Source organism: Enterococcus sp. DIV1682a (genome assembly GCF_051711005.1).
GTDB classification, from domain to species: Bacteria; Bacillota; Bacilli; order Lactobacillales; family Enterococcaceae; genus Enterococcus_B; species Enterococcus_B hirae.
This window is the reverse complement of the sequence record NZ_JBIOLT010000001.1, coordinates 2464669-2486091: the sequence shown is the minus strand read 5'-3', so window position 1 is coordinate 2486091 and position 21423 is coordinate 2464669. Positions and strand designations below refer to the sequence as shown.

16 protein-coding genes and 1 pseudogene are annotated in these 21423 nt (G+C 36.1%); 10 read left to right on the top strand and 7 right to left on the bottom strand.

Going from position 1 to position 21423, the window contains the following annotated elements; translation table 11 throughout:
* The first annotated feature begins 3 nt into the window (after positions 1-3).
* The 3 genes from aspS (at position 4) to IGJ23_RS11375 (ending at position 5482) form a co-directional block, all read left to right on the top strand.
* Positions 4-1770, top strand: coding sequence for an aspartate--tRNA ligase (aspS, locus tag IGJ23_RS11385; protein ID WP_034699943.1), 1767 nt, complete (start codon positions 4-6; stop codon positions 1768-1770).
* A gap of 447 nt (positions 1771-2217) precedes the next feature.
* Positions 2218-3093: a YitT family protein gene (locus tag IGJ23_RS11380; protein ID WP_010720874.1), complete on the top strand. Its 876-nt coding sequence runs from the start codon at positions 2218-2220 to the stop codon at positions 3091-3093.
* A 442-nt stretch (positions 3094-3535) separates the two neighbouring features.
* Positions 3536-5482: an acyltransferase family protein gene (locus IGJ23_RS11375; RefSeq protein ID WP_010720873.1), complete on the top strand. Its 1947-nt coding sequence runs from the start codon at positions 3536-3538 to the stop codon at positions 5480-5482.
* Between the two features lie 436 nt (positions 5483-5918).
* Here IGJ23_RS11375 and IGJ23_RS11370 read toward each other — a convergent pair whose 3' ends face one another.
* From IGJ23_RS11370 to IGJ23_RS11345, 6 genes and pseudogenes are all read right to left on the bottom strand, one after another.
* A complete protein-coding gene (locus tag IGJ23_RS11370) occupies positions 5919-6443 on the bottom strand; it encodes a hypothetical protein (RefSeq protein ID WP_096708730.1) in 525 nt (174 codons plus the stop codon).
* A gap of 15 nt (positions 6444-6458) precedes the next feature.
* Complete coding sequence (locus IGJ23_RS11365) at positions 6459-6737, bottom strand: hypothetical protein (RefSeq protein WP_207496296.1); 279 nt, start codon at positions 6735-6737, stop codon at positions 6459-6461.
* 46 nt (positions 6738-6783) lie between these two features.
* Positions 6784-7173 (bottom strand): hypothetical protein, encoded by a 390-nt coding sequence (locus IGJ23_RS11360; protein ID WP_096708731.1) that lies wholly within the window; start codon positions 7171-7173, stop codon positions 6784-6786.
* 268 nt (positions 7174-7441) lie between these two features.
* Positions 7442-7549 (bottom strand): annotated as a pseudogene (locus tag IGJ23_RS11355) (transposase); the annotation flags it as partial.
* A 227-nt stretch (positions 7550-7776) separates the two neighbouring features.
* On the bottom strand, positions 7777-8058 hold the full coding sequence (locus IGJ23_RS11350) for a GIY-YIG nuclease family protein (protein ID WP_053766274.1): 282 nt from the start codon (positions 8056-8058) through the stop codon (positions 7777-7779).
* Positions 8048-8782, bottom strand: a complete 735-nt coding sequence (locus IGJ23_RS11345) for a tRNA1(Val) (adenine(37)-N6)-methyltransferase (RefSeq protein WP_438774978.1) — start codon at positions 8780-8782, stop codon at positions 8048-8050. Before IGJ23_RS11345 ends, IGJ23_RS11350 begins: the two co-directional genes overlap by 11 nt.
* 128 nt (positions 8783-8910) lie before the next feature.
* On the opposite strand from IGJ23_RS11345, the gene IGJ23_RS11340 reads away from it, so the two are divergent.
* The 4 genes from IGJ23_RS11340 (at position 8911) to IGJ23_RS11325 (ending at position 17209) form a co-directional block, all read left to right on the top strand.
* Positions 8911-9537, top strand: coding sequence for a lysophospholipid acyltransferase family protein (locus tag IGJ23_RS11340; RefSeq protein ID WP_010720870.1), 627 nt, complete (start codon positions 8911-8913; stop codon positions 9535-9537).
* A gap of 200 nt (positions 9538-9737) precedes the next feature.
* A complete protein-coding gene (locus IGJ23_RS11335) occupies positions 9738-10865 on the top strand; it encodes an exonuclease SbcCD subunit D (protein ID WP_126343157.1) in 1128 nt (375 codons plus the stop codon).
* Complete coding sequence (locus IGJ23_RS11330) at positions 10865-13999, top strand: AAA family ATPase (protein WP_438774977.1); 3135 nt, start codon at positions 10865-10867, stop codon at positions 13997-13999. Before IGJ23_RS11335 ends, IGJ23_RS11330 begins: the two co-directional genes overlap by 1 nt.
* A gap of 15 nt (positions 14000-14014) precedes the next feature.
* Positions 14015-17209 (top strand): DEAD/DEAH box helicase, encoded by a 3195-nt coding sequence (locus IGJ23_RS11325; RefSeq protein ID WP_438774976.1) that lies wholly within the window; start codon positions 14015-14017, stop codon positions 17207-17209.
* A gap of 119 nt (positions 17210-17328) precedes the next feature.
* On the opposite strand, the gene IGJ23_RS11320 is transcribed toward IGJ23_RS11325, so the two are convergent.
* Positions 17329-18036 carry an HAD family hydrolase gene (locus tag IGJ23_RS11320; RefSeq protein ID WP_010720866.1) on the bottom strand — a complete coding sequence of 236 codons (708 nt, stop codon included), beginning with the start codon at positions 18034-18036 and terminating at the stop codon, positions 17329-17331.
* Between the two features lie 778 nt (positions 18037-18814).
* Here IGJ23_RS11320 and spxA point away from each other — a divergent pair.
* The 3 genes from spxA to IGJ23_RS11305 all read left to right on the top strand — a co-directional run bounded on the left by spxA (position 18815) and on the right by IGJ23_RS11305 (position 21345).
* Positions 18815-19213 (top strand): transcriptional regulator SpxA, encoded by a 399-nt coding sequence (spxA, locus tag IGJ23_RS11315; protein WP_002296384.1) that lies wholly within the window; start codon positions 18815-18817, stop codon positions 19211-19213.
* A 388-nt stretch (positions 19214-19601) separates the two neighbouring features.
* On the top strand, positions 19602-20249 hold the full coding sequence (locus IGJ23_RS11310) for an adaptor protein MecA (protein ID WP_010720865.1): 648 nt from the start codon (positions 19602-19604) through the stop codon (positions 20247-20249).
* 100 nt (positions 20250-20349) lie between these two features.
* Positions 20350-21345, top strand: coding sequence for a competence protein CoiA (locus IGJ23_RS11305; RefSeq protein WP_438774975.1), 996 nt, complete (start codon positions 20350-20352; stop codon positions 21343-21345).
* Positions 21346-21423: the final 78 nt, after the last annotated feature.

Here is a 21423-nt window from a genome sequence, read left to right as displayed (position 1 = left end):
AAAATGGCACAAAGAACAACTTATTGCGGTTTGATTTCAGCAAAAGAACTAGATCAAACTGTTACATTAAAAGGGTGGGTACAAAAGCGAAGAGACCTAGGGGGAGTAATCTTTATTGATTTACGTGACCGAGAAGGAATCGTCCAAATCGTTTTCAATCCTGAAGTCAATAAAGAAGCATGGGAAATCGCGGATAAATGTCGGAGTGAATACGTGATTGAAATCACTGGTGTGGTTCGTAAACGTGAGGAGCTAGCCATCAACCCTAAAATGGTCACTGGTGAATATGAAGTATTTGCAAACGAAATTGTTATCTTGAACAAAGCAAAAACACCACCGTTTTTGATTGAAGACGATCAAACAGTCGGAGACGAGATCCGTATGAAATATCGTTATTTAGATTTGCGTCGACCAAAAATGACAAAAAATATCAAAATGAGAAATGAAACAACGAAAGCAATCCGTCATTATTTAGATGATAATGATTTCATGGATATCGAAACACCTTATTTAGGAAAATCAACGCCAGAAGGGGCTCGTGACTATCTTGTTCCTTCGCGTGTTTACCCAGGGCACTTTTATGCGTTACCTCAATCACCTCAGTTGTTTAAACAATTATTGATGAACGCAGGGTTTGATCGTTACTACCAAATCGTTCGTTGTTTCCGTGACGAAGATCTTCGTGGTGATCGTCAGCCAGAATTTACTCAAGTAGATATTGAAACGACATTCTTGACGGCAGAAGAAATCCAAGATTATACCGAAGGCTTGATTGCGAAAGTGATGAAAGATGTTCGTGGAATCGACGTTACTTTACCGTTTCCTCGCATGACGTATGACGAAGCAATGAATCGCTACGGTAGTGATAAACCAGATACACGTTTTGAGATGGAGTTGATCGACTTAAGTGAAATCGTCAAAGATGTTGATTTCAAAGTCTTCCAAATGGCTCTTGAAAAAGGTGGCGTCGTCAAAGTTTTAAATGCTAAAAATGCTTCAAGCAACTATTCTCGTAAAGATTTAGATAATCTTGGGCAATACGCTAGCCAATTTGGTGCGAAGGGATTAGCTTGGCTAAAAGTAGAAGAGGACGGCTTGAAAGGTCCAATCGCTAAATTTATGGGAGATGCAACAGAAGCAATCGTTCAAGCGACAAACGCTGAAGTTGGAGACATTTTATTATTTGGTGCGGATACAAAAGAAATCGTAGCTGCAACACTAGGGGCAATCCGTACACGCTTAGGAAAAGAATTAGGCTTAATTGATGAATCAAAATTCAATTTCTTGTGGATCACAGAATGGCCACAATTTGAATATTCTGCAGAAGAAGGACGCTACGTATCCGCTCATCATCCATTTACGATGCCAAAAGAAGAAGATCTTGAACGCTTGAGTACAGATCCAGCTAGTGTCTATGCAGAAGCATATGATATCGTATTGAATGGCTATGAGCTAGGCGGTGGCTCAATCCGGATCCATACTCGTGAAATTCAAGAAAAAGTCTTAGAAACTTTAGGCTTTACGAAGGAACAAATGGAGGAACAATTTGGTTTCCTATTAACTGCATTGGATTATGGGTTCCCACCACATGGCGGTATTGCTCTTGGCTTGGACCGTTTTGTGATGTTACTTGCTGGTGAAGAAAACATTCGTGAAGTTATTGCTTTCCCTAAAAATGGTAGAGCAGCAGATGTCATGAGTGATGCACCAAGTACGGTATCAGATGCCCAATTATTTGACTTGAATATTGATGTAACCAGCATGGACTAAGTTTATTCGTATTGAACAAAAGACTAGTAACTCAATTCCATTGATCGTTTTATAAATAATAAGTACGGGAGTCTGGACTAGGTGTAAAAAGACTCTCGTACTTGTTTATGTTGTCTTGATTTAATTCCAAAACGATTTATAATTAAGCCATAGCGTATAATGTCAGTTGAGTTTTAACCCATATTTTCAATGGATGCTACGTTTAGTGATGCGATAGGCGAAGAATGAATCCTTCTTTTTGGTTAGTGTAATGATGGATCATTATAGAGTAGTCACTGAACGTAATCGTTCGTTCTTTCATTATATACTACGTATCTTTACTCACTATCCAAATTAAAATTAAGAAAGGAAATTCCGGGAAAAGAGAGAAATTGACTTCCAGCCAATGATTGTCTCTTCATACGAATTCATATGAAAGTACGAGATCGTAACCGGAAATACAAAGCAATGAAAAAAACTTTCGAAAATTGGGCGCATCATGATTATACGACCAAGCTTTCGGTATCTATCGTTTATGCATTGATTGCATCAGTAGCACTAAACTTTTTTTATCAACCAGGACATATTTATTCAAGCGGAATCACTGGCTTGGCACAAATACTGACTACTTTATCTAAATCGTTGATTGGATTCGAAGTACCCGTCTCAACGACTTTATACTTATTGAATATTCCTTTATTTGTTCTTGCTTGGGTGAAAATCGGTAAGAAGTTTACGATTTTTACATTTATCACCGTGACATTGACGTCACTTTGTATCCATATCCTTCCTCTAACGGTTCTTTCAACTGATCCAATCATCTGCGCGATTTTTGGGGGTGCTGTGATGGGGTTAGGGATCGGGTTAGCCTTAAGAAATGGCTTATCCTCAGGTGGTTTGGATATCGTCAGTATCACTATTCGTAAAAAGACAGGAAAATCGATTGGTTCAATTTCGATTTACTTCAATGCATTGATTGTTTTCGTAGCTGGTATCCTTTTTGGCTGGCAATACATGTTTTATAGCGCACTTTCGATCTTTGTCAGTGGGAAAGTAACCGACGTGATGTATACGAAACAAAAGAAAATGCAAGTGATGATCGTAACGAAGCATCCCGAACGAGTAGTCAATGAAATCCAAAACTGTATGCGTCGTGGAATCACGATCATCAATGAGGCAGAAGGAGCTTACAAGCACGATAAACAAACGGTGTTGATGACGATCGTTACACGCTATGAGTTGCCTTTGTTAAGAGAAGCGATGAAAGCTTCTGATCCACAAGCGTTTGTCAGTATCGCCGAAAATGTCCAAATTCTTGGTCGGTTTTATGAAGAGGGCGTTTAGTGCAAGTGCAACTTATTGACAGAAAAAGTGACATATCCAAATAAATGAATCGATCAGTGTGGCTGGAAACAACTTTATTCTACAAATCGTTTGATAAAGTTGGGCATTGTGTAGCTTGATTTGTATCTGGAGGGTGAGAATCTTCAAACAGTTTATCCTGTTTTGAGATTTTCACCCTTCATTTTGCTAAATTTGTCGTAACGATCTTAGTAAAGTGATTCTTTCAGTTAGATGTAATCTTACTGAGACTTCAAGGTTATTTTTAGTTATATGTTGTTCATAGTTGAATTTTTATTAAAGTTGCGGAAAAAGTTATTCTTTTTTTCAAAGTTTTATGGGAAGATAGAAATGATAGCGAAAATCACATGAATTTTTCTTGCTATTTTTGTACAATACACGTATATTACAAATGAAAAAAGTTTATGAAAAGTTGGAATATTGAATGGAAAAACAAAAAAGGTTAAAAAATAGTCGCTACATTACTGGTTTTGACGGTATTCGTTCTTTGGCAGTAGTAGGAGTGATTTTGTACCATTTGCTCCCTACAAGTTTGAAGGGTGGTTATTTGGGCGTCCCGATATTTTTTGTTGTATCAGGCTATTTGATCACTGATTTACTACGGCAAGAATGGGAACAAAATGGCAAAATCAATATTTGGCAGTTTTATGTCCGACGAATGAAAAGGTTATATCCAGGATTAGTGTTTTTACTAATCACTGCATCTGCTTATATTACGTTATTTCAACGAGGGTTATTGAATAACTTACGAGGAACAGTCGTTAGTAGTTTATTGTATGTCAACAACTGGTGGCAAATAAAAAATGGTTTGTCTTATTTTGATCGATTTGCCAATGAATCACCGTTTACCCATATTTGGTCATTGGCGGTGGAAGGTCAAAACTACTTAGTTTGGCCCATTCTTTTTGTTTTGTTAATGGTTTTTGTACGTAAAAAGAAGTGGATCGTTTATACAGTCTTAGGAGGATCACTTATTTCTGCGATCCTCATGATGATCCTGTTTACGCCAGGCGGCGATCCAACTCGAGTATATTATGGAACAGATACGCGATTGTTTTCAATTTGGTTAGGAAGTGCTTTGGCTTTTGTCTGGCCAAGTACCCGATTGAAAAAAAATATTCCAAAGCAAGCAAAACGGGTGTTGAATCTAGCCGGATTGATTTCACTGATCGCATTGATCCTCTTCTTTTTCTTGTTAGATGATCATTATAGTTTTGTCTATTATGGGGGCATGCTGTTAGTTAGTCTCTTCTGTGTCGTTTTAGTTGCGGTAACAGCGCATCCAGGCGCAAGTGTGAACAAATGGTTAACCAATCCTGTGTTTTCTTGGATCGGTAAACGAAGTTACGGCATCTATTTGTATCAATTTCCAGTCATGATTTTTTATGAAGCAAAAGTTGCGAATATTGCGGATCATGTTTTGCTTCATACATTGATCGAGATTTCATTGATCCTGATCATTAGCGAACTTTCTTATCGCTACATTGAACGTCCTTTGGCACGATTCGATTATGGACAAACGATTCAAGTAGTCAAAGGCTGGTTCACTAAGCCGATTATCAGCAAGCAAAAACCTTGGGTCATTCCGGGAACATTGATGGTGTTGATCGCTCTTGTTGGTTTTGTTACAGCACCTAAGAATTCAGTGACTGCGGATCAAAAAAAATTACAAGCACAAATTGCTGAAAGTAAAAGATTGGCGGAGGAAAGCCAGAAAAATGAAGATAATAATTCCAACACCGTTGATCAAGCAGTTCTTGATAAATATGGGCTAACAGCTAAACAAGGAAAGAAAGCGCAGAAATTAGAATTGACAGCATTTGGGGACTCAGTCATGTTAGATGCAGCGACTGATTTGAAGGAGTTATATCCTAAAGTTGTTGTTGATGGAGACGTTGGTCGACAATTATATGCGAGTGAGCCATATATTGAAGAACTGAAAAAACAAAACCTATTGAAAGACACGGTTTTGATTGGCTTAGGAACAAATGGAGCCTTTTCTGAATCGCAATTTGATAGCATCATGAGTGCCTTAGGAGATCGTAAAGTTTACTGGGTAAATGTCCGCGTTCCTACAAAACGTTGGCAAAACGATGTGAATGCCTTGTTAGCACAAATGGCTAAAAAATACGATAATCTTACATTGATCGACTGGTATGATTATAGTAATAGCCACAATGATTGGTTTTATGATGACCAAGTACATCCAAATCCAGAAGGAATGAAACACTATATCCATTTAGTAAGTGAAACTTTATTAGGGAAAGATAAAACGAAGAAAACTGTTTCAAGTGAATCAACCCAAAATGATACGAATACTAATAGTGGTAGTGTAGCTAGTTCTGCTAATGGAAATGGTAGTACGGAATAGTTGAATAAGAGATAAGACATCTTGATTTTCCAGCTCTTTGTCAATAAGGACTGATAAGTGGTATAAATTCAAATACGGGTCAGAATGAACCTCATTCTGACCCGTATTTTTTGTTATTTCACGTTAATTAATTGATTGCTCAAAAAGATTCTAATATTCATGTTCTCAAATGATTTAAGTCCCTAAGCTACGCGTTTGATTGTCTTTATATGGGGATTCTTCTTCTGGAAGGTTTCGTAAGCAACCTTGGTAATCGTTAAATTTTTGTCTATTAATCTTAGCATTTTTTTGATAGGATCATTCATAGAGCATATCGTTCTCTCAGTTGTTTATTTTATGGTGATTTAATCATACTAGAGAACGATATGTTTTTTAATAGCAAAAATGAAAATGGGCCTGAAGAATCAATTCTGATTCATCAGACCCATAAATTATATTATTGATTATACCAATATTGATAACGGAAATTTTTATATACAAATACTCTACCATGCTTGAATTCTTTATCCGCAGTAACTACACCAGCTATAGCAAAGATTACATAACCAGGTAATCCAGGTATTATTTTAGCTATCGCACCAATTCCCAATGACTTTAAATTAGTTAATACATTTTTGCTAAGATAAATTTTAAAACTACCGGATGTTAATGCTCCTTGAATTTTGTTTACTCCATTAGACCTTGGAGCTATCATTACTGGAATGTCTTGTGAGTCTGCTATAGACTCGTATATCGCAGCATCAGAAAACGTAACTGTAAAATTATCTCCATCTATTTCAACATTATAATTCGGATTCTTATCAATCTCTTGTAACATCTCTCGCATCTCATCCGATTTTTGTTCCACTGACACTTCATTTACGTTCTCTTCCGCACTAACCTTACTTAAACTAATAAAACAAGGAAATAGTAATAATATTGAGCAAAAGTAAACACAAGTTTTCTTCATTCCTTTTTTCATCTTATTCCTCCTAGGTCAATTAATAGTTGAAAAAATAATAAATAAAACCAAAAGTATAATTCCAATCAGTGGTTCAATCCAAATTTTTTCTGAATTTATAAATACATTCTTTTTATTTTTAACTAGTCCACCACCATATTCTTTTGGAAGTATTAGTTCCAAGAGAAAACCAAATAATAATGGTATTAAAAATACATACTTAGATCCTTTTATTAGTAAGTAGACAGAAGAAAAACTAAGTAAGAACTGTATTACTTTGACTATTCTAATAGAACGAATCGTTTTTAATTTCAATATACTGTCACCTTTCGTTTATACAAGAATCATAACTTTATTTTTCCTATAAAGTTAATACGCCAGTGTATTGATAATATGCACCAATATGCGTGCCGTTTTTATACTTACCCGTCCACTTCACATAGCCTTGGTATTTTTTTCCGTCTTTATATTTAACTTGCCAAATTTTTGTCAAGCTTGGAATCCAACGACTTGATCCATGTGGTTTGTTTTGCATATAAACATACTCAGAAAAATTAAGCGTGCTGGCGCTACTATGTATCATTAATCCTGACATGTCATACTGTATATTATTAGTGGGTTCGGCTATAACTTCTTCAGTACCAGCCATAGTGTTTTCACTGGCAAAAGCAACTTCACCTATAATAATCATTGAACACGTCATTACCATGTATGTAGTTAAAATTAAGCCTTTTAGTATCACTTTTTTCATTATTCTTCACCTCCTTAAATTAATTTGACACCATACTTCCTATTTCAATTTACCACGTTAGCTTTAAATTTAGCCGATATTTTCACAAAGTATCGTTTTGAACTCATAACTGTTAATAATTTTTGATTTTCGATTGTAATTTTATGTAAAAATCATTAAATCCATAAAACGCCTCAATATTATTTTAATTATTTTTCAATAAGAACCGATGAGTGGTATAAATTCAAATACGGGTCAGAATGAACCTCATTCTGACCCGTATTTTTTGTTATTTAACGTCAATTAATTGATTGCTCAAAAAGATTCTAATATTCATGTTCTCAAATGATTTAAATCCGTAAGCTACACGTTTTGTTGTTTTTATATGGGGATTCTTCTGGAAGCTTTCGTAAGCAACCTCGATACATCATCAGTCCCATAAATTATAGAGCCGATTTTCCTCTATCAATAAGTGCTGAACTCATTTGAAAGGATCTCAAGATGTTTTTTCAATTGTTTGAAGTAGGTAACAATCAACAGCCAAAAAACTAATTTTTGTGTTTTTGTTTAGTTCTCGTACATTCCCTTAAAAGGTCGATTCAGCCCCAGTAATATTGACCCAAATTATTGTTCTGGCAACATGTGAGAGGGCTGTGTCTTTAAATACCGTTCTTTTTGAGTGCGCGTGAGTTTTTTAAAGGCTGCTTCGGCTTTTGTTGCGTCACTCCTAGTTGCAAACACCTCAGCATGGATCATTTTGACGGGTCGCCTTTTTTGTAATCGGGTATATTTAGCTCCTGTCCCATGATTGTGTTCTGCTAATCTTCTTGAAAGATCCGTCGTATAGCCACCGTAAAACGTGCCATCTTTACAAGCTAAGACATAAAAATAATGCTCACTGGCCATAAAGAATTTCTCGGATTTCATTTGTATAGCTACCATCAGGCATGTATGTGATCAACGGTGAAGCAACTTTAAAGCCATCTAATTTGCCTTCTTTGATTCCTTCGATCAACAAAATATTTGCCTCTTTCCCCATTTTTGGATAAACGAATTGAATTTTTTTAGGGGCGATACGGTGTTTTTCTAGTAACTGAATAATTTCTAAAAAGCGGTCTGGGCGATGGACCATTGCAAAGCGTCCATTGGTTTTTAATAATTTACTAGAAATTTGGATCACATCTTCAAGGGTAGTATGGATTTCATGTCGAGCAATCGCTAAATGCTCATTCGGATTTTTTTTATTGGTTGGTAATCCCTTAAAATAAGGGGGATTACAGACGACTAAATCACATGAATTATGACGAACAACGGATAAACTTTCTTTTAAATCAAGCGTATGGATGGTCATTTGGTGTGTTAGCTCGTTTAATTGGATACTACGTCTTGCCATATCCGCTAAACGTGGTTGAATTTCGATGCCATCAATCAACGCATTCGTTCGTTTGCTCAAAAAAAGACCGACTGCACCATTTCCTGCACAGAGGTCAATGATTTGTCCTTTTTTCGGTACACGTGCAAAATGAGCAAGTAAAACAGCATCTAGTGAAAAAGAAAAAACGTGAGGACTTTGAATGATTTTAATATCATTTGCATATAATTGATCGATCCGTTCATCTTCGTGAAGCATGGGTTCCCTCCAAAATGAAAAAACTAAGTGATTGTATTATACTATTTTTATAAAAAAGAACCAAGGTACCTTGTAAAGTTTCCTAAATTTAGGCATACTATGACCATACACCTAGAAAGGAAGAGACTATGTTCTATCGATTTATGAGAGGGCTAGTCCGAGTGATCTTAGCAGTGATCAACGGCAATGCCCGATATGAAAATAAAGAAGTTTTACCACAAGATGAGAATTATATTTTGGTAGCGCCACATCGAACTTGGTGGGATCCTTTATATCTTGCTGTAGCAGCTTCGCCTAAAGAATTTAGCTTTATGGCAAAAGAAGAATTATTCAAAAATCCAGTATTACGCTTTATTTTGACACATGCCCATGCGTTTCCAGTAAAAAGAGAAAATCCGGGACCTAGTGTCATCAAAACGCCAGTTAAAATTTTAAAATCTACTCATTTAGGTTTGATTATGTTCCCAAGTGGAACAAGACATGCAACGGAATTAAAAGGCGGAATGGCATTGATTTCTAAAATGTCAAAAGCAAAAATCGTTCCTGCTGTCTACCAAGGACCATTAACTTTGGGTGACTTATTCAAGCGAAAACGGGTGGTTGTGCGTTTTGGTGAACCGATCGATTTGTCTGATATCAAAAAAACAGACAAAGAAGGAATGGCAGAAATTGAACGTAGAACACAAGCCGCTTTCGATCAACTAGACAAAGAAGTCAATCCTGACTTTAAATATGAAATCAAAAATAAAAAGTAAATGATTCTTTTTCAATAAAAATCAAAGCGCAAGGTAATGATAAAAGTTGCGATTCTTTCTAAGCATGGGATTATCTATGTTTATACGGAATCAGCAACTTTTTTTCATCGCCTATTTGTTTTAGTCCGTAATGATCCTAGGTATCATGTAATGAGGGGAAGTGTTATAATAATTAGAAGGACATTTTTTGAGGTGATGAGATGCGTTTTTTACATACAGCTGATTGGCATATTGGAAAAAAACTACAAGGATACGATCGAATCAAGGAACAAGAGCATGTTTTAACCCAGATCTTAGCAATTGCAAAAGAAGAAAATGTTGATGCAATCGTGATTGCGGGAGATCTTTATGATCGAAGTGTTCCGTCAGTGGATGCCATTGAAGTGTTCAATCAATTGATGGTCGAATGGAATCTACGGGAAGAATTTCCGATTTTTGCGATATCCGGAAATCATGATAGCGGTATTCGACTTTCGACAGGAACACCTTGGTTCAGTCAGTCCGATTATTATTTACAAACTAGATTGGCAGAAGCCTTTCAACCAATCATATTCAAGGATACGCAATTTTTCCTTTTGCCTTATTTTGAACCAATCTCAGCGAGGATATATTTTGAAGACGAGCAGATACGCACCATTCAACAAGCAATGGAAAAAGTCATTGAGAAAATGAAAACGCAGTTTGACTCAACGAAAAAACAAGTATTAGTGAGTCACTTTTTTGTGACCGGGAGTATGAAATCAGATTCAGAAACCAAAATTGAAGTAGGCGGATTAGATGCTGTTCCAGGAGATTTACTTGAACCATTTGATTATGTCGCATTAGGACACCTCCACAATCAAGCAGCATTGAATCAAAAAAATGCCCGTTACAGTGGGTCGCCTTTAAAGTTTTCATTGTCAGAAATCAATCAAAAAAAAGGTGTTTGGATCGTAGATTTAGAAGAGGACGTCTCTTTGAATTTTCGAGAACTGACCCCGTTATATGATATTGAAGAAATAACAGCAAGTTTTAAAGAGCTGTTGAATCCAGATTTTTATCAGACGATCAATCGTGAAAATTATCTCCAAATTTATTTGGAAGATCGAACGATTATCCCTAACATGATGAATCAATTAAGAAAAATCTATCCACGGATACTTGGTGTGGAACGTTCAAACGGTCGAGTAGAACTGAAACAGGGAAAACAAAAAAAGATGATGACAAAGGATCCACATAAGATCGCACAAGGCTTTTTCAAAGAAATGACCAAGGAACAGTTGACGAACAAGCAGGAAATCTGGTTAAAAGAAACGCTACAAGAACTCACGGACAGGAATGATCAGTAATGAAACCCAAGAAATTACGACTAAAAAATTTTGGTCCTTTTATTGACGAGACAATTGATTTTGCGAAATTGACCGAAGCACCACTATTTTTGATTACTGGAAAAACAGGTGCAGGAAAAACGACTCTTTTTGATGGAATGACTTATGCATTGTTTGGTGAAACTTCTGGCAGAATCAGGACTGGTAAAGAAATGCGGTCTCTTTTTGCTACGCCTGAAGAAGAAACGTGTGTCTTTTTTTCATTTGAGCATCAGCGGCTGAATTATGAGATTGAACGTAAGCCAGAACAACTCTTGGCCAAACGTAAAGGTGAAGGCAATCGAAAGCAAGCAGCAAAAGTTTCTTTGACGATCTTTGATGAAGCGGGCAAAGAAATGCGCCAATACACGAAACGTAGTGAAGTGGATCAATTAATCAAAGAATTAATGAATCTGGATGCGAAACAGTTTTCTCAAATCGTTTTACTACCTCAAGGAGAATTTCGTAATTTTTTAATTTCATCAAGTAGTGAGAAAGAAATTGTCTTACGTAATTTGTTTGGCACGCAATTTTTCCAACAACTTAATGAACAATTGAAAGAAAAAGCCAAAGAACATCAAAAAAAATTAGATCATCTTGAGCAAGAATTGAGTTTGCTGCAAAAACGGTTTATCCCTTTGGACACAGGAACGGTTCCTGAAACCTTAAGTTTCGATGCGTTATTCACTTATTGGCAGGCAGAGCAAACAACATTACAAGAAAGACTTCTCCAAGAAAAAAATAAACTGGTTCATTTACAAGAACAACAAAAGCAATTAGAAGATACCTATTATCATTCGCAAACATTGCAAACACGTCAGGAAGAAAAGCAAAAATTAGAGCAAAAACATGCAGAATTGATCCAGCAAGAAAGTGAAATCAATGAAATAAAACAATGGATCATTCATTATGAATTTGCTGAACGACTGGTCGATACGTTGACACGAAGTCAAGAATACCAGAAAGAACAAGCAGAACTGATTGATAAAGAACAGACTTGTTCTGAAACATTCGTGCAACAAGAACAAGCGTATGCACAGTGGCGTAAAGATGAACCTGAACGAAAAAATGCCCAACAAGAAATGGAACATGCAGCGAATCGATTACAAGTCATGAAGTCATTGATCCCAATTGCGGAAGAATGGCAAAAAAAGAAAAATGAAAGTGAAGAATTACAAAAGGCAAAGAAAAAAGCAGAAGAAAAAGAACAAAAAATTCTTCAAGAACAAGTCCAGTTAAAAGAAGAAGAACAAAGACTAGCCGAACAGCTGCTTGACCAAGATCGCTTGCACAGTGATCAATTGTGTTACGAACAACTTCGGCATGAGCAAGAAAAGTACCAAACTATCCTTATAGAAAATCACCAGAATACAGAACAGTTAAAGATGAATCAAACCAAGTTGTCCGAACTGATCACAAAACTCCAAGCTCAACAAGTAATGTTAAGCAAACAAAATAATCAAGTTGATCTTTTAAAGAGTCAATGGGCAAGCCAACAAATTGCGAAGTTGCAATTGCTATTATTACCGGGGCAACCTTGTCCAGTTTGTGGGTCAACGGAGCATCCTAAACAACAAAATGAGCATGTATTGCCTAATCAAGAAGAATTTGTCCAACTGGAAGCAAATTTAGCCGAGGCAGAAACAAACCTTGAACAAATCAATCAAGAAATAGGGCGTAGTGAAGCAGAAAAAGCACAAATAGAACAAAAAATAGCTGACTTTGAAAACTTCGGAACAGAAAAACAAGTAGAGATCCAAAAAAGCAAAGAACGATTACAACATTTGATCCAGCAATCGTTTAAATTTGCCATAGCAGATGATCCTCTTGTATCCTTAGAAAAAATTCAGCATGATTTGGATTCGCGTGCAGAGGCCATCACACAGGCAAAAATCGCTACTCAAACACTAACTGAACGTTTAAGTCTTATCGAAGATCAGCGAAAGAAGATCACCGAACAAATCAGCCAAAACAAAGAAGAGCTCCAACAAGTACAAGGGGAGCTTGTTACCTTGACGAAACAGTTAGAAGGACAAAATACTCAGACTTTGATTGAGGATGTCAACCAATTAGAAGAAAATGTTGCGATGAAAGCCCAATGGTTAGCAGAAGAAAAAACAAAAGAACTTCGTTTTTCTCAAGAAATCAGTTTGTTAAAAGCGCAAATGGCTAATATTCATGAGCAACAGGCAAAAATTGAAAATAAAATTCAGCGTATCCAAGAGCAAATTTCAGCAAAAATAAAAGAGCAAGCTTACTTTAAAGAAGCAGATGAGGTATTGGCATTTGCTAAACAAACAGTTGAATACCAAGAGAAGAGTCAACTGGTCAACGCATATGAGAAAGAACGATTAATCGTTGAAGACCGCTTAAGCCAGTTGAACCATGTTGCTTTAGCTGAAACACTTCCTGATTTAGAACAATTGGAGCAACAACTAGATGAGCTAAAAGCTGCGGTTCAAACACAACAGGAACATTGTTATCACTTGCAAGAGCAAGAACAGCAGAATCAGCAAATCATCGAAGAATTTTCTTCGATTTATCAAGCGAGTCAAGAACAATTAGATGAATTGATCCAACTACAACAATTATCGCAAACGATGAATGGGGAAAACCCTAGAAAAACCAGCTTGGAAAGATACGTACTACAAGTGTATTTACAAGAAGTACTACAAGTGGCAAATGTGCGATTGCAACGTCTGACGAAAAATCGTTACCAATTTGAGCTTGCAGATGAAGTGGGAAGTTACCGTGGGAAAACAGGGTTGGAGATCAATATCTATGATGATGAAGCAGGTCTGACACGTGGGGCTCATACGCTATCTGGTGGCGAAAGTTTTATTGCAGCTTTATCCTTAGCGTTGGCTTTAGCTGAAGTGATCCAGACACAAGCCGGTGGTGTGTTGATCGAAGCGTTATTCATTGATGAAGGATTTGGATCGTTAGATGAAGAAGCACTTGAAATGGCGATTGAAGCATTAGAAACAATTGAAAGTGAAGGTCGTATGATCGGGATCATCAGCCATGTGAGAGAATTAAAAGAACGAGTAGTACAACAAATCAGAATCGAAACAGAAGGTAGCGGACAAAGTAAAGTACGCTATCATCTTGGATAAGAGGGGGATTAACTGATGAAATGGAGCATTCCAGAAAAAGTCATTGCAAGAGGACGTCAATATCTGCAAGAAGGACGGGTATTATCGGTTGTCCCTGACCAAGAAGAAAAAGTTTGGCATGCGGAAGTCTTAGGCAGTGAATTGTATATGGTCGATTTAGATGGGACAGCCAAAGAAGTCGATTTCTGCCAATGCCCTTATTGGGAAGAACATCATTATTGTAAGCATACAGTGGCAGTCGAACTGTACTTGCGCTCTAAGAATCTTTCACGAATAATCAAGGCAGATCAACCTACGTTAGAACCAGTCAAAAAAAGTAGCGAAGGTGAAATTTTAACGAAAGGTTTTTCAAGACTAACTGTCAAAAACCATTCACCACGGACGCAACCATTAATTGTGGAATATCAAGTAGAAACGATTGAGACCAATCATTATCATCCGGAATTAGCTATTTTAGCCGTTTATTTGCGGATTGGTTATTTAGATCAGCCAAAGAAAACGTATATCGTTAAAAACATTTTTGATTTTTTACATTCCTATATGGAAAATGAACGCTACACTGTGAATAAACAATACCAGTTCCATCTAGATCAACGAGCTTTTCAAGGAGAAGATCAAGTAATCTTAAAAACGTTAGCTGAGTGTGCCCAAACGCAACTTCTTTTAGGTGCAAACGGCCTACAAGTCAAAGGGAAATTAGATAAACGTTATTTGTTATTACCGATCGAACAAGCAAAAACATTGTTAGAACAGATGAACCAAACGACAAAACTCCAAATGAAGATCGGAGAAGTGAATTATCAAGGGGTTCGATTTTCTGATAATGAGCCTTCCTTAGAATTTGAAGTAACAAAAAAAGAAGAGACCTATCAATTAAGCGCACTGAATGACTTTGAGTTGTTCTTTACTCACTATCAATGGGGAATGATCCAAGGAACTTTTTATTCATTAACAAAACGTCAACAAGCAGTCTATTTAACTTGGAAACAGCTTATGAGAAGATTTGAGAAACCAGAAGTATTGTTTCTTAAGCAAGAACTATCCTCATTATTCAAAGAAATCATTCCATTGCTATCTGAAATTGGTCAAGTGAGCATAGCGGATGAAGTGAAAGCAGAAGTTGCTGACGTGCCAGTGGAATTTATTTTCTTCTTTAGAAAATCAAAAGGCAAGATCCAGGCTCGTGTTGATTTTGTCTATGATGAAGTCGTTTTTTCAACAGATAAAAAACATGAAGTTATTGCTGAAAATGCTTCTGAAGTGTTAAGAGACAAAGCCCAAGAACAACGTGTATTAGACTTGTTCAAAATGTATCGCTACCAACGAAATGATACAGGCTATGAACGTTTATTGCCAACAGGAGAAGAGTTGTATACTTTTTTCCGTACGGAGTTAGCCGTTTTTCGTCAGTTTGGTGAGGTCCGCCTTGGGAAAAAACTTCGGGAATTGTATTTAGATGCACATCGACATCAACCGAAGATCGAAGTGGAAGAAACCAGTTCATGGTTAGATATTCGTTTTGATGTGACTGGGATTGAGGAACAAGAAATCAATCAGGTCTTACAAAGTTTGTTGCGAAATGATGCTTTCTATACGTTAGAAAATGGGCAAGTATTGTCCTTTGATTCCGAAGAGTTTCAGCAAACAAGTCAAATCTTGCAACAATTCCGTGAATCGATCCGTTCAGAATCTGGAACGATCCATGTGCCTAAAAACCAAGGATTGATCATTCAAGATAAGTTAGCAGGAAGTTCAGCAACTTTTGGTGACTCCTATCAAAAAATGATCCAAGATCTAATACAACCTGAACAATATCAAGTATCCTTGCCAGCAGGTCTACAAGCTGAATTGCGTGATTACCAAAAACAAGGATTTCGATGGTTGAAAATGCTGGGAAATTACCAGTTTGGCGGAATTTTAGCAGATGAAATGGGTCTAGGAAAAACCCTTCAGACAATTGCCTATTTGCTTTCAGAAAAAGAAGAAAAAGGCGAACTCTCTGCTTTGATCGTCGCTCCTGCTAGTTTGATCTATAACTGGCAAGCAGAAGTGAAAAAATTTGCTCCTTCTTTGAGCATCCAAGTAATCAACGGGAATAAAAAGGAACGAGAAGAACTATTAGCTCGTAAGGCAGATATCAGAGTCACTTCTTATGCTAGTTTAAGACAAGATTTAGCAGATTATCAAAAACATGCGATTAATTATTTGATCCTTGATGAGGCTCAGATGGTTAAAAATAGTAGTACCAAAACAGCTCAAGCGCTACGAGAATTAAGTGTACCGCAACGTTTTGCCTTAAGTGGGACGCCAATTGAGAATAATCTGGAAGAACTATGGTCGCTCTTTGCGACGATTATGCCGGGATTTTTCCCGAATAAGACCCGCTTTAGAGAGCTGGCACCTGAAGAAATTGCCCGAATGATTCGTCCGTTTGTGTTACGAAGGGATAAGCAAACCGTGTTAAGCGATCTACCAGAAAAAACCGAGATGAATCTTTATTCTGCATTGACAGAAGAGCAAAAAACCGTGTACTTGGCTTATTTACGTCAGATGCGAGAAGAGATTTCTACTATGGACTCAGAAGCTTTTAAAAAGAATCGCATCGGTATTCTAGCTGGTTTGACACGATTACGCCAAATTTGCTGTGATCCAAGATTATTCTTGGAGGATTATGAAAGTGGCTCAGGAAAGCTAGAACAAGTCAAAGATCTACTGGTCGCAGCCAAAGAAAACAATCGGCGGGTTCTGTTGTTTTCTCAATTTACAGGTATGTTGACCATCTTACAAGAAGAACTAGCAGAATTAGGAATTTCTACTTTTTACTTAAGAGGAAGCACCAAACCGCAAGATCGTTTAACGATGGTAGATGCATTCAATGAAGGAGAACGAGATGTCTTTTTGATTTCATTGAAAGCTGGCGGAACCGGACTCAACTTAACGGGAGCAGACACGGTAATTCTGTATGATTTATGGTGGAACCCAGCCATTGAAGAACAAGCGGCAGGACGTGCGCACCGTATCGGACAAAAAAATGTGGTCGAAGTTTGGCGCATGATTGCAGAAGGAACGATTGAAGAGCGGATGGATTCGTTACAACAAGAAAAAAGAGAGTTATTCCAAAAAGTCATCCAAGGAAATGAAGACCAATTAACCAAATTAACGGAAGATGATATCCGGATGATTCTGAGTGTCGGAGACCTGGAAGACTAAAAATTTTGAAACAAAAAATAATTAAATCTTAAGACTCAATAATAAAAAACTCTCGAAACAAGATTATGTTTCGAGAGTTTTTTAGTTATTTGTTTTGCTAGGAGCTGTGCATGGATGCTTTAGCTGAAAATTACTTTCATCGTTTCTAATAATTGATCAAATGAGGTGATTTCGATATCACAGTTCAATGGACCATCAACTTTTCGTTCACGATGGTTAAACCAAAGCGCTTGCCAACCAGCTCTTTTAGCACCTAATACGTCATTGTCGTAGTTATCGCCTACATATAGAGTTTCTTCTGCAGTTAGATTGAAACGTTCTTCAGCAAGTTGAAAAATCTCTTTTTCTGGTTTCTGAAATCCTGTTGCTTGCGAAACGATCATATGCTGTGAAGGAATCCAGTTTGCTAATTGAAGTTGATTCAATTTTTTGGTTTGATGATCGGTGGGACCATTGGTAATGATTCCGAGAGGGATATTCATTTCAGTCAAGAAGTCCAATGTTTTCTTTACTTCCTCATGAAGACAGATATTATCTAATTCTTCTTCATAAACTTGTTGGAAATAAAGACCTTCTTCTTCAGTAATATGTGGATAATCTAAGTCTTTTAGTGATTGGCTGATTCGATGTGCACGCATATACTCCAAGGTCCATTTTCCTGCCATCACTTTAGGGAAATTTTCATCACTGTGATGACGGAACCGGAGATATAATGGTCCCATATCTATATCTGAAACAAGCGGCACTACTTTTTTTACCGCATTTCTAAATGGCTGTTGTTGATCGTACATCGTATCATCAACGTCAAAAACAACTGACTTAATCAAATTCTACACGCCTTTCGGTTTTCATCATTTTTTTCATAAATCCTCGACTATTGTATCAGAAAAATACCGGTTAAAACGTTGTTAAATAAAGGTTTTTATTACTATATTTCGCTTTTCTTGACAGAATAAGCTTTTTAAGTTTCAGTTTTTTTCACTAAAATAGTAAAATTGAATATCATTTGATTATCTGATGAATAAATTAATCCTCAATGAAACGAAATTCTGACTAATTTTAATAGAATAATCCTATTTTACTTGATAAAGAATGTTTTTTTTAATACAGAAAAACGAAAATGATTAAAATATAAAATAACACTTAATGATGACGATAAGGCGTTTTGTAGTGATTTTCATTTTATAACCATTGTAATATAAAAGGGTGCTTAATTAGCGGACAAAATAAGGGTTAGGTTCAATTAAAAGGACTGTTGTAATAGCAAACAAAATAAACCAGACAGAAATAAAAAACATAATTTTTTCAAAGAAACCGTTTTTTTGTGGGGTGAGTAATAAAATAATAGTACAACTTTAAAGCCTGTTTCAATGGCGGGTTATATTTGAATTAAATTTGAAAACTCTCATTTTTTAATTGCTAACTAAACGTAAAGCGTTGGTTTTACGGAATATAAATCTTAGATAACTTTCATTTTTTTGATAAAATATTATGAAAAAAGCTAGCTATTTAAAAGTTGATTATGTATAATAGAAACAGATGGAAGATTATAATGATCTTCTGTTACAAAAAAGTGACATTAGTCATGAAAAGGAGTGGTGCACGTTGTTAACACTATATACTTCCCCAAGTTGTACTTCCTGTAGAAAGGCCCGTGCGTGGTTACAAGAACATCAAATTCCATTTGTTGAACGAAATATCTTTTCTGAACCATTAAATAGTTCAGAATTAAAGGCAATCTTACAAATGACTGAAGATGGCACAGAAGAAATTATTTCAACACGTTCAAAAGTTTTCCAAAAACTAAACATGGATCTTGATGATTTACCATTGCAAGAACTGTTAGAACTCGTTCAAAATAACCCTGGATTGTTGCGTCGTCCGATTATGATCGATGACAAACGCCTACAAGTTGGTTTCAATGAAGATGAAATCCGTCGTTTCTTACCACGTGATGTACGTCAATTGGAATTGCGTCAAGCACAATTAATGGCTGGATTATAGAAAATAAACGTTAACTTAGAAAAACTATTTTTGTAGTTTTTCTAAGTTTTTTTTTACCAGAATAGAAAGTACATATAACTAGATGTAACATGCAAAGGAATTTTACTCTTTGGGTGATAGCAAGATTTGAGAAGACCAAAATACTTGGTATCAAAAATTCGATTTATTGTTAAGGATTACTTTTTGAATGCCGTTTATTCGTTCTCGCATTAGGAGTGGCTTTTTGTCCTAAGCTCTTTTTTACGTTTTGCTAAGTGAAAAAAATGATGTCAAGGTTAAATTAAAAACTTATTTTGATTTTAAATGGTAATTTTTTTTCTTTACATTTAAGCTTATTTCGCTACAATGAAGTTATATTGATAGTTGTGGCAAAGTGAGGTGTAGCCAGATGGAAATGGAACATATTAATGAAAATACGATCCGAGTAATGATCGGTCATGAAGATTTAGAAGAGCGAGGCGTCTCATTTTTAGACTTGCTTGGTAACCATAGAGAGATCGAAAATTTTTTCTACAGTATTTTAGAAGAAGTTGATATTGAAGATGAGTTCCGCAGTAGCGAAGCTGTTACATTTCAAGTGCTTCCTAAAGGAGACGGTTTAGAACTTTTTATTAGTAAAAACTTACCGAATGAAGAAATGCTCCAAGAAGACGAAGACTCTTTAGATTCTGATGATGTAACTGAATTTATCCAGCAACAAATCTTAAATAATGAAGAAGAAACGACTGAACGCATTTCCGATGAAACAGAACACCAAGCGATTTTTGCTTTTGAAGACTTTGAACAAATGATTCAACTAGCCAATGATGTCGAGTTGGAATCAGCCTGGACAGATTTGTATTTACTAGATGGTATCTACTATTTAGCCGTACATTTTTGGATGGAAGATTTAAACCAAACAGATGTCGCTAATGAAGTAGCTCGAATTTTAGAGTTTGCAGAAAGAAGCGATCGGACCATTGAAACATTGAACGAATATGCGCAATTACTTATGGAACGAAATGCTTTGGAACGTACAAAATTTTATTTTGCGTAAGCAGCAAATAATCAAAGAAACAATTTGAAGAATCTGATCAATGAAAATGATCAGGTTCTTTTTTTGACGTATTTTCTTTTAGAAGGGGGTCAGCTAATTTATGATGGTTGCAATCGATAAACATGGAAAAAGATTTCTGGCTACAACATGTACGAAACGGCAAAGTCTTTTCTGCCCAGCTTGTAAGGAACCAGTGATATTAAAAACTGGGCAGCAAAAAACAGCACATTTTGCTCACAAAAATTTACAGGATTGCTTTGGTTTTAGTGAGAAAGAAACAACGGAGCATCTCCAACTCAAAAAATATTTTTTTGAGTGGTGTAGACAATTTGTTACTCATCCGCCTGTCTTAGAAGCCTATTTACCAGCCCTTCGACAAAGACCAGATATCCTTTGCGGGGATCTAGCCATAGAAATTCAGTGTTCAGTTCTCGCTTATGAACGGATGAAAGAACGAACAAAAGGATATCTAAGCAAAAACTATCGTGTTTGGTGGATCTTAGGATCTGCTTTTTTCAAAAATGATCGTTTAAAAACGAGAGAAAAGTACTTTTGTATGTACAATGACACCATGGGCACTCATTTATGGAAAATCGATTGGCTGGAAAAAAGATTATATTTGTTTTATCATTTGGCAGAACTATTTTCTGGAACAGTAACCAATGAAACAATCAGCTGGCCTTTCTTTAGTGAATCTCCTGTAAGTCTATTAGAAAAACAGATGGAGAATCAAAATCGGCAAAAAGTTCTTACTAATGTTGGCTGTCAAAAATGGTTACAAAAAAAATTATACTATCGTCAGTCTAAATACGTTCATTTACAAAAACAATTCTATCTTAGAAAAAAACATTTACTTTATTTATCTCCGTGGATGTACGCAGAAAGTCGATTTTTTTTTATTTTCAAGAAAAAGTTTTCTTTTATCGTCTTTTATTTGAAGAAATCATCAGTGAACAAGCAGGCAGAAGCCAACAATGGAAGTATCTCAATTGGCTCCAAAAAATTGAACCAAATAAAACAACTTGGCTTTATCCAATGGTTGATAAGAAAAAGATTTTCCAATTGCTTTACCAGGAGTGTGAGGAGATATTCTTGATGTCAAACAGAAATAAATTATGATACACTAATTAAGAGTAGCTGATTTTAGTAGGCTTATTCATTTTTCTATTTTCAA

Bases quoted from the DNA above. Each gene is read 5' to 3' on its own strand.
- aspS (WP_034699943.1), top strand. From the start codon at position 4: ATGGCACAAAGAACAACTTATTGCGGTTTGATTTCAGCAAAAGAACTA.
- IGJ23_RS11380 (WP_010720874.1), top strand. From the start codon at position 2,218: ATGAAAAAAACTTTCGAAAATTGGGCGCATCATGATTATACGACCAAG.
- IGJ23_RS11375 (WP_010720873.1), top strand. From the start codon at position 3,536: ATGGAAAAACAAAAAAGGTTAAAAAATAGTCGCTACATTACTGGTTTT.
- IGJ23_RS11370 (WP_096708730.1), bottom strand. From the start codon at position 6,443: ATGAAAAAAGGAATGAAGAAAACTTGTGTTTACTTTTGCTCAATATTA.
- IGJ23_RS11360 (WP_096708731.1), bottom strand. From the start codon at position 7,173: ATGAAAAAAGTGATACTAAAAGGCTTAATTTTAACTACATACATGGTA.
- IGJ23_RS11350 (WP_053766274.1), bottom strand. From the start codon at position 8,058: ATGGCCAGTGAGCATTATTTTTATGTCTTAGCTTGTAAAGATGGCACG.
- IGJ23_RS11345 (WP_438774978.1), bottom strand. From the start codon at position 8,782: ATGCTTCACGAAGATGAACGGATCGATCAATTATATGCAAATGATATT.
- IGJ23_RS11340 (WP_010720870.1), top strand. From the start codon at position 8,911: ATGTTCTATCGATTTATGAGAGGGCTAGTCCGAGTGATCTTAGCAGTG.
- IGJ23_RS11335 (WP_126343157.1), top strand. From the start codon at position 9,738: ATGCGTTTTTTACATACAGCTGATTGGCATATTGGAAAAAAACTACAA.
- IGJ23_RS11330 (WP_438774977.1), top strand. From the start codon at position 10,865: ATGAAACCCAAGAAATTACGACTAAAAAATTTTGGTCCTTTTATTGAC.
- IGJ23_RS11325 (WP_438774976.1), top strand. From the start codon at position 14,015: ATGAAATGGAGCATTCCAGAAAAAGTCATTGCAAGAGGACGTCAATAT.
- IGJ23_RS11310 (WP_010720865.1), top strand. From the start codon at position 19,602: ATGGAAATGGAACATATTAATGAAAATACGATCCGAGTAATGATCGGT.
- IGJ23_RS11305 (WP_438774975.1), top strand. From the start codon at position 20,350: ATGATGGTTGCAATCGATAAACATGGAAAAAGATTTCTGGCTACAACA.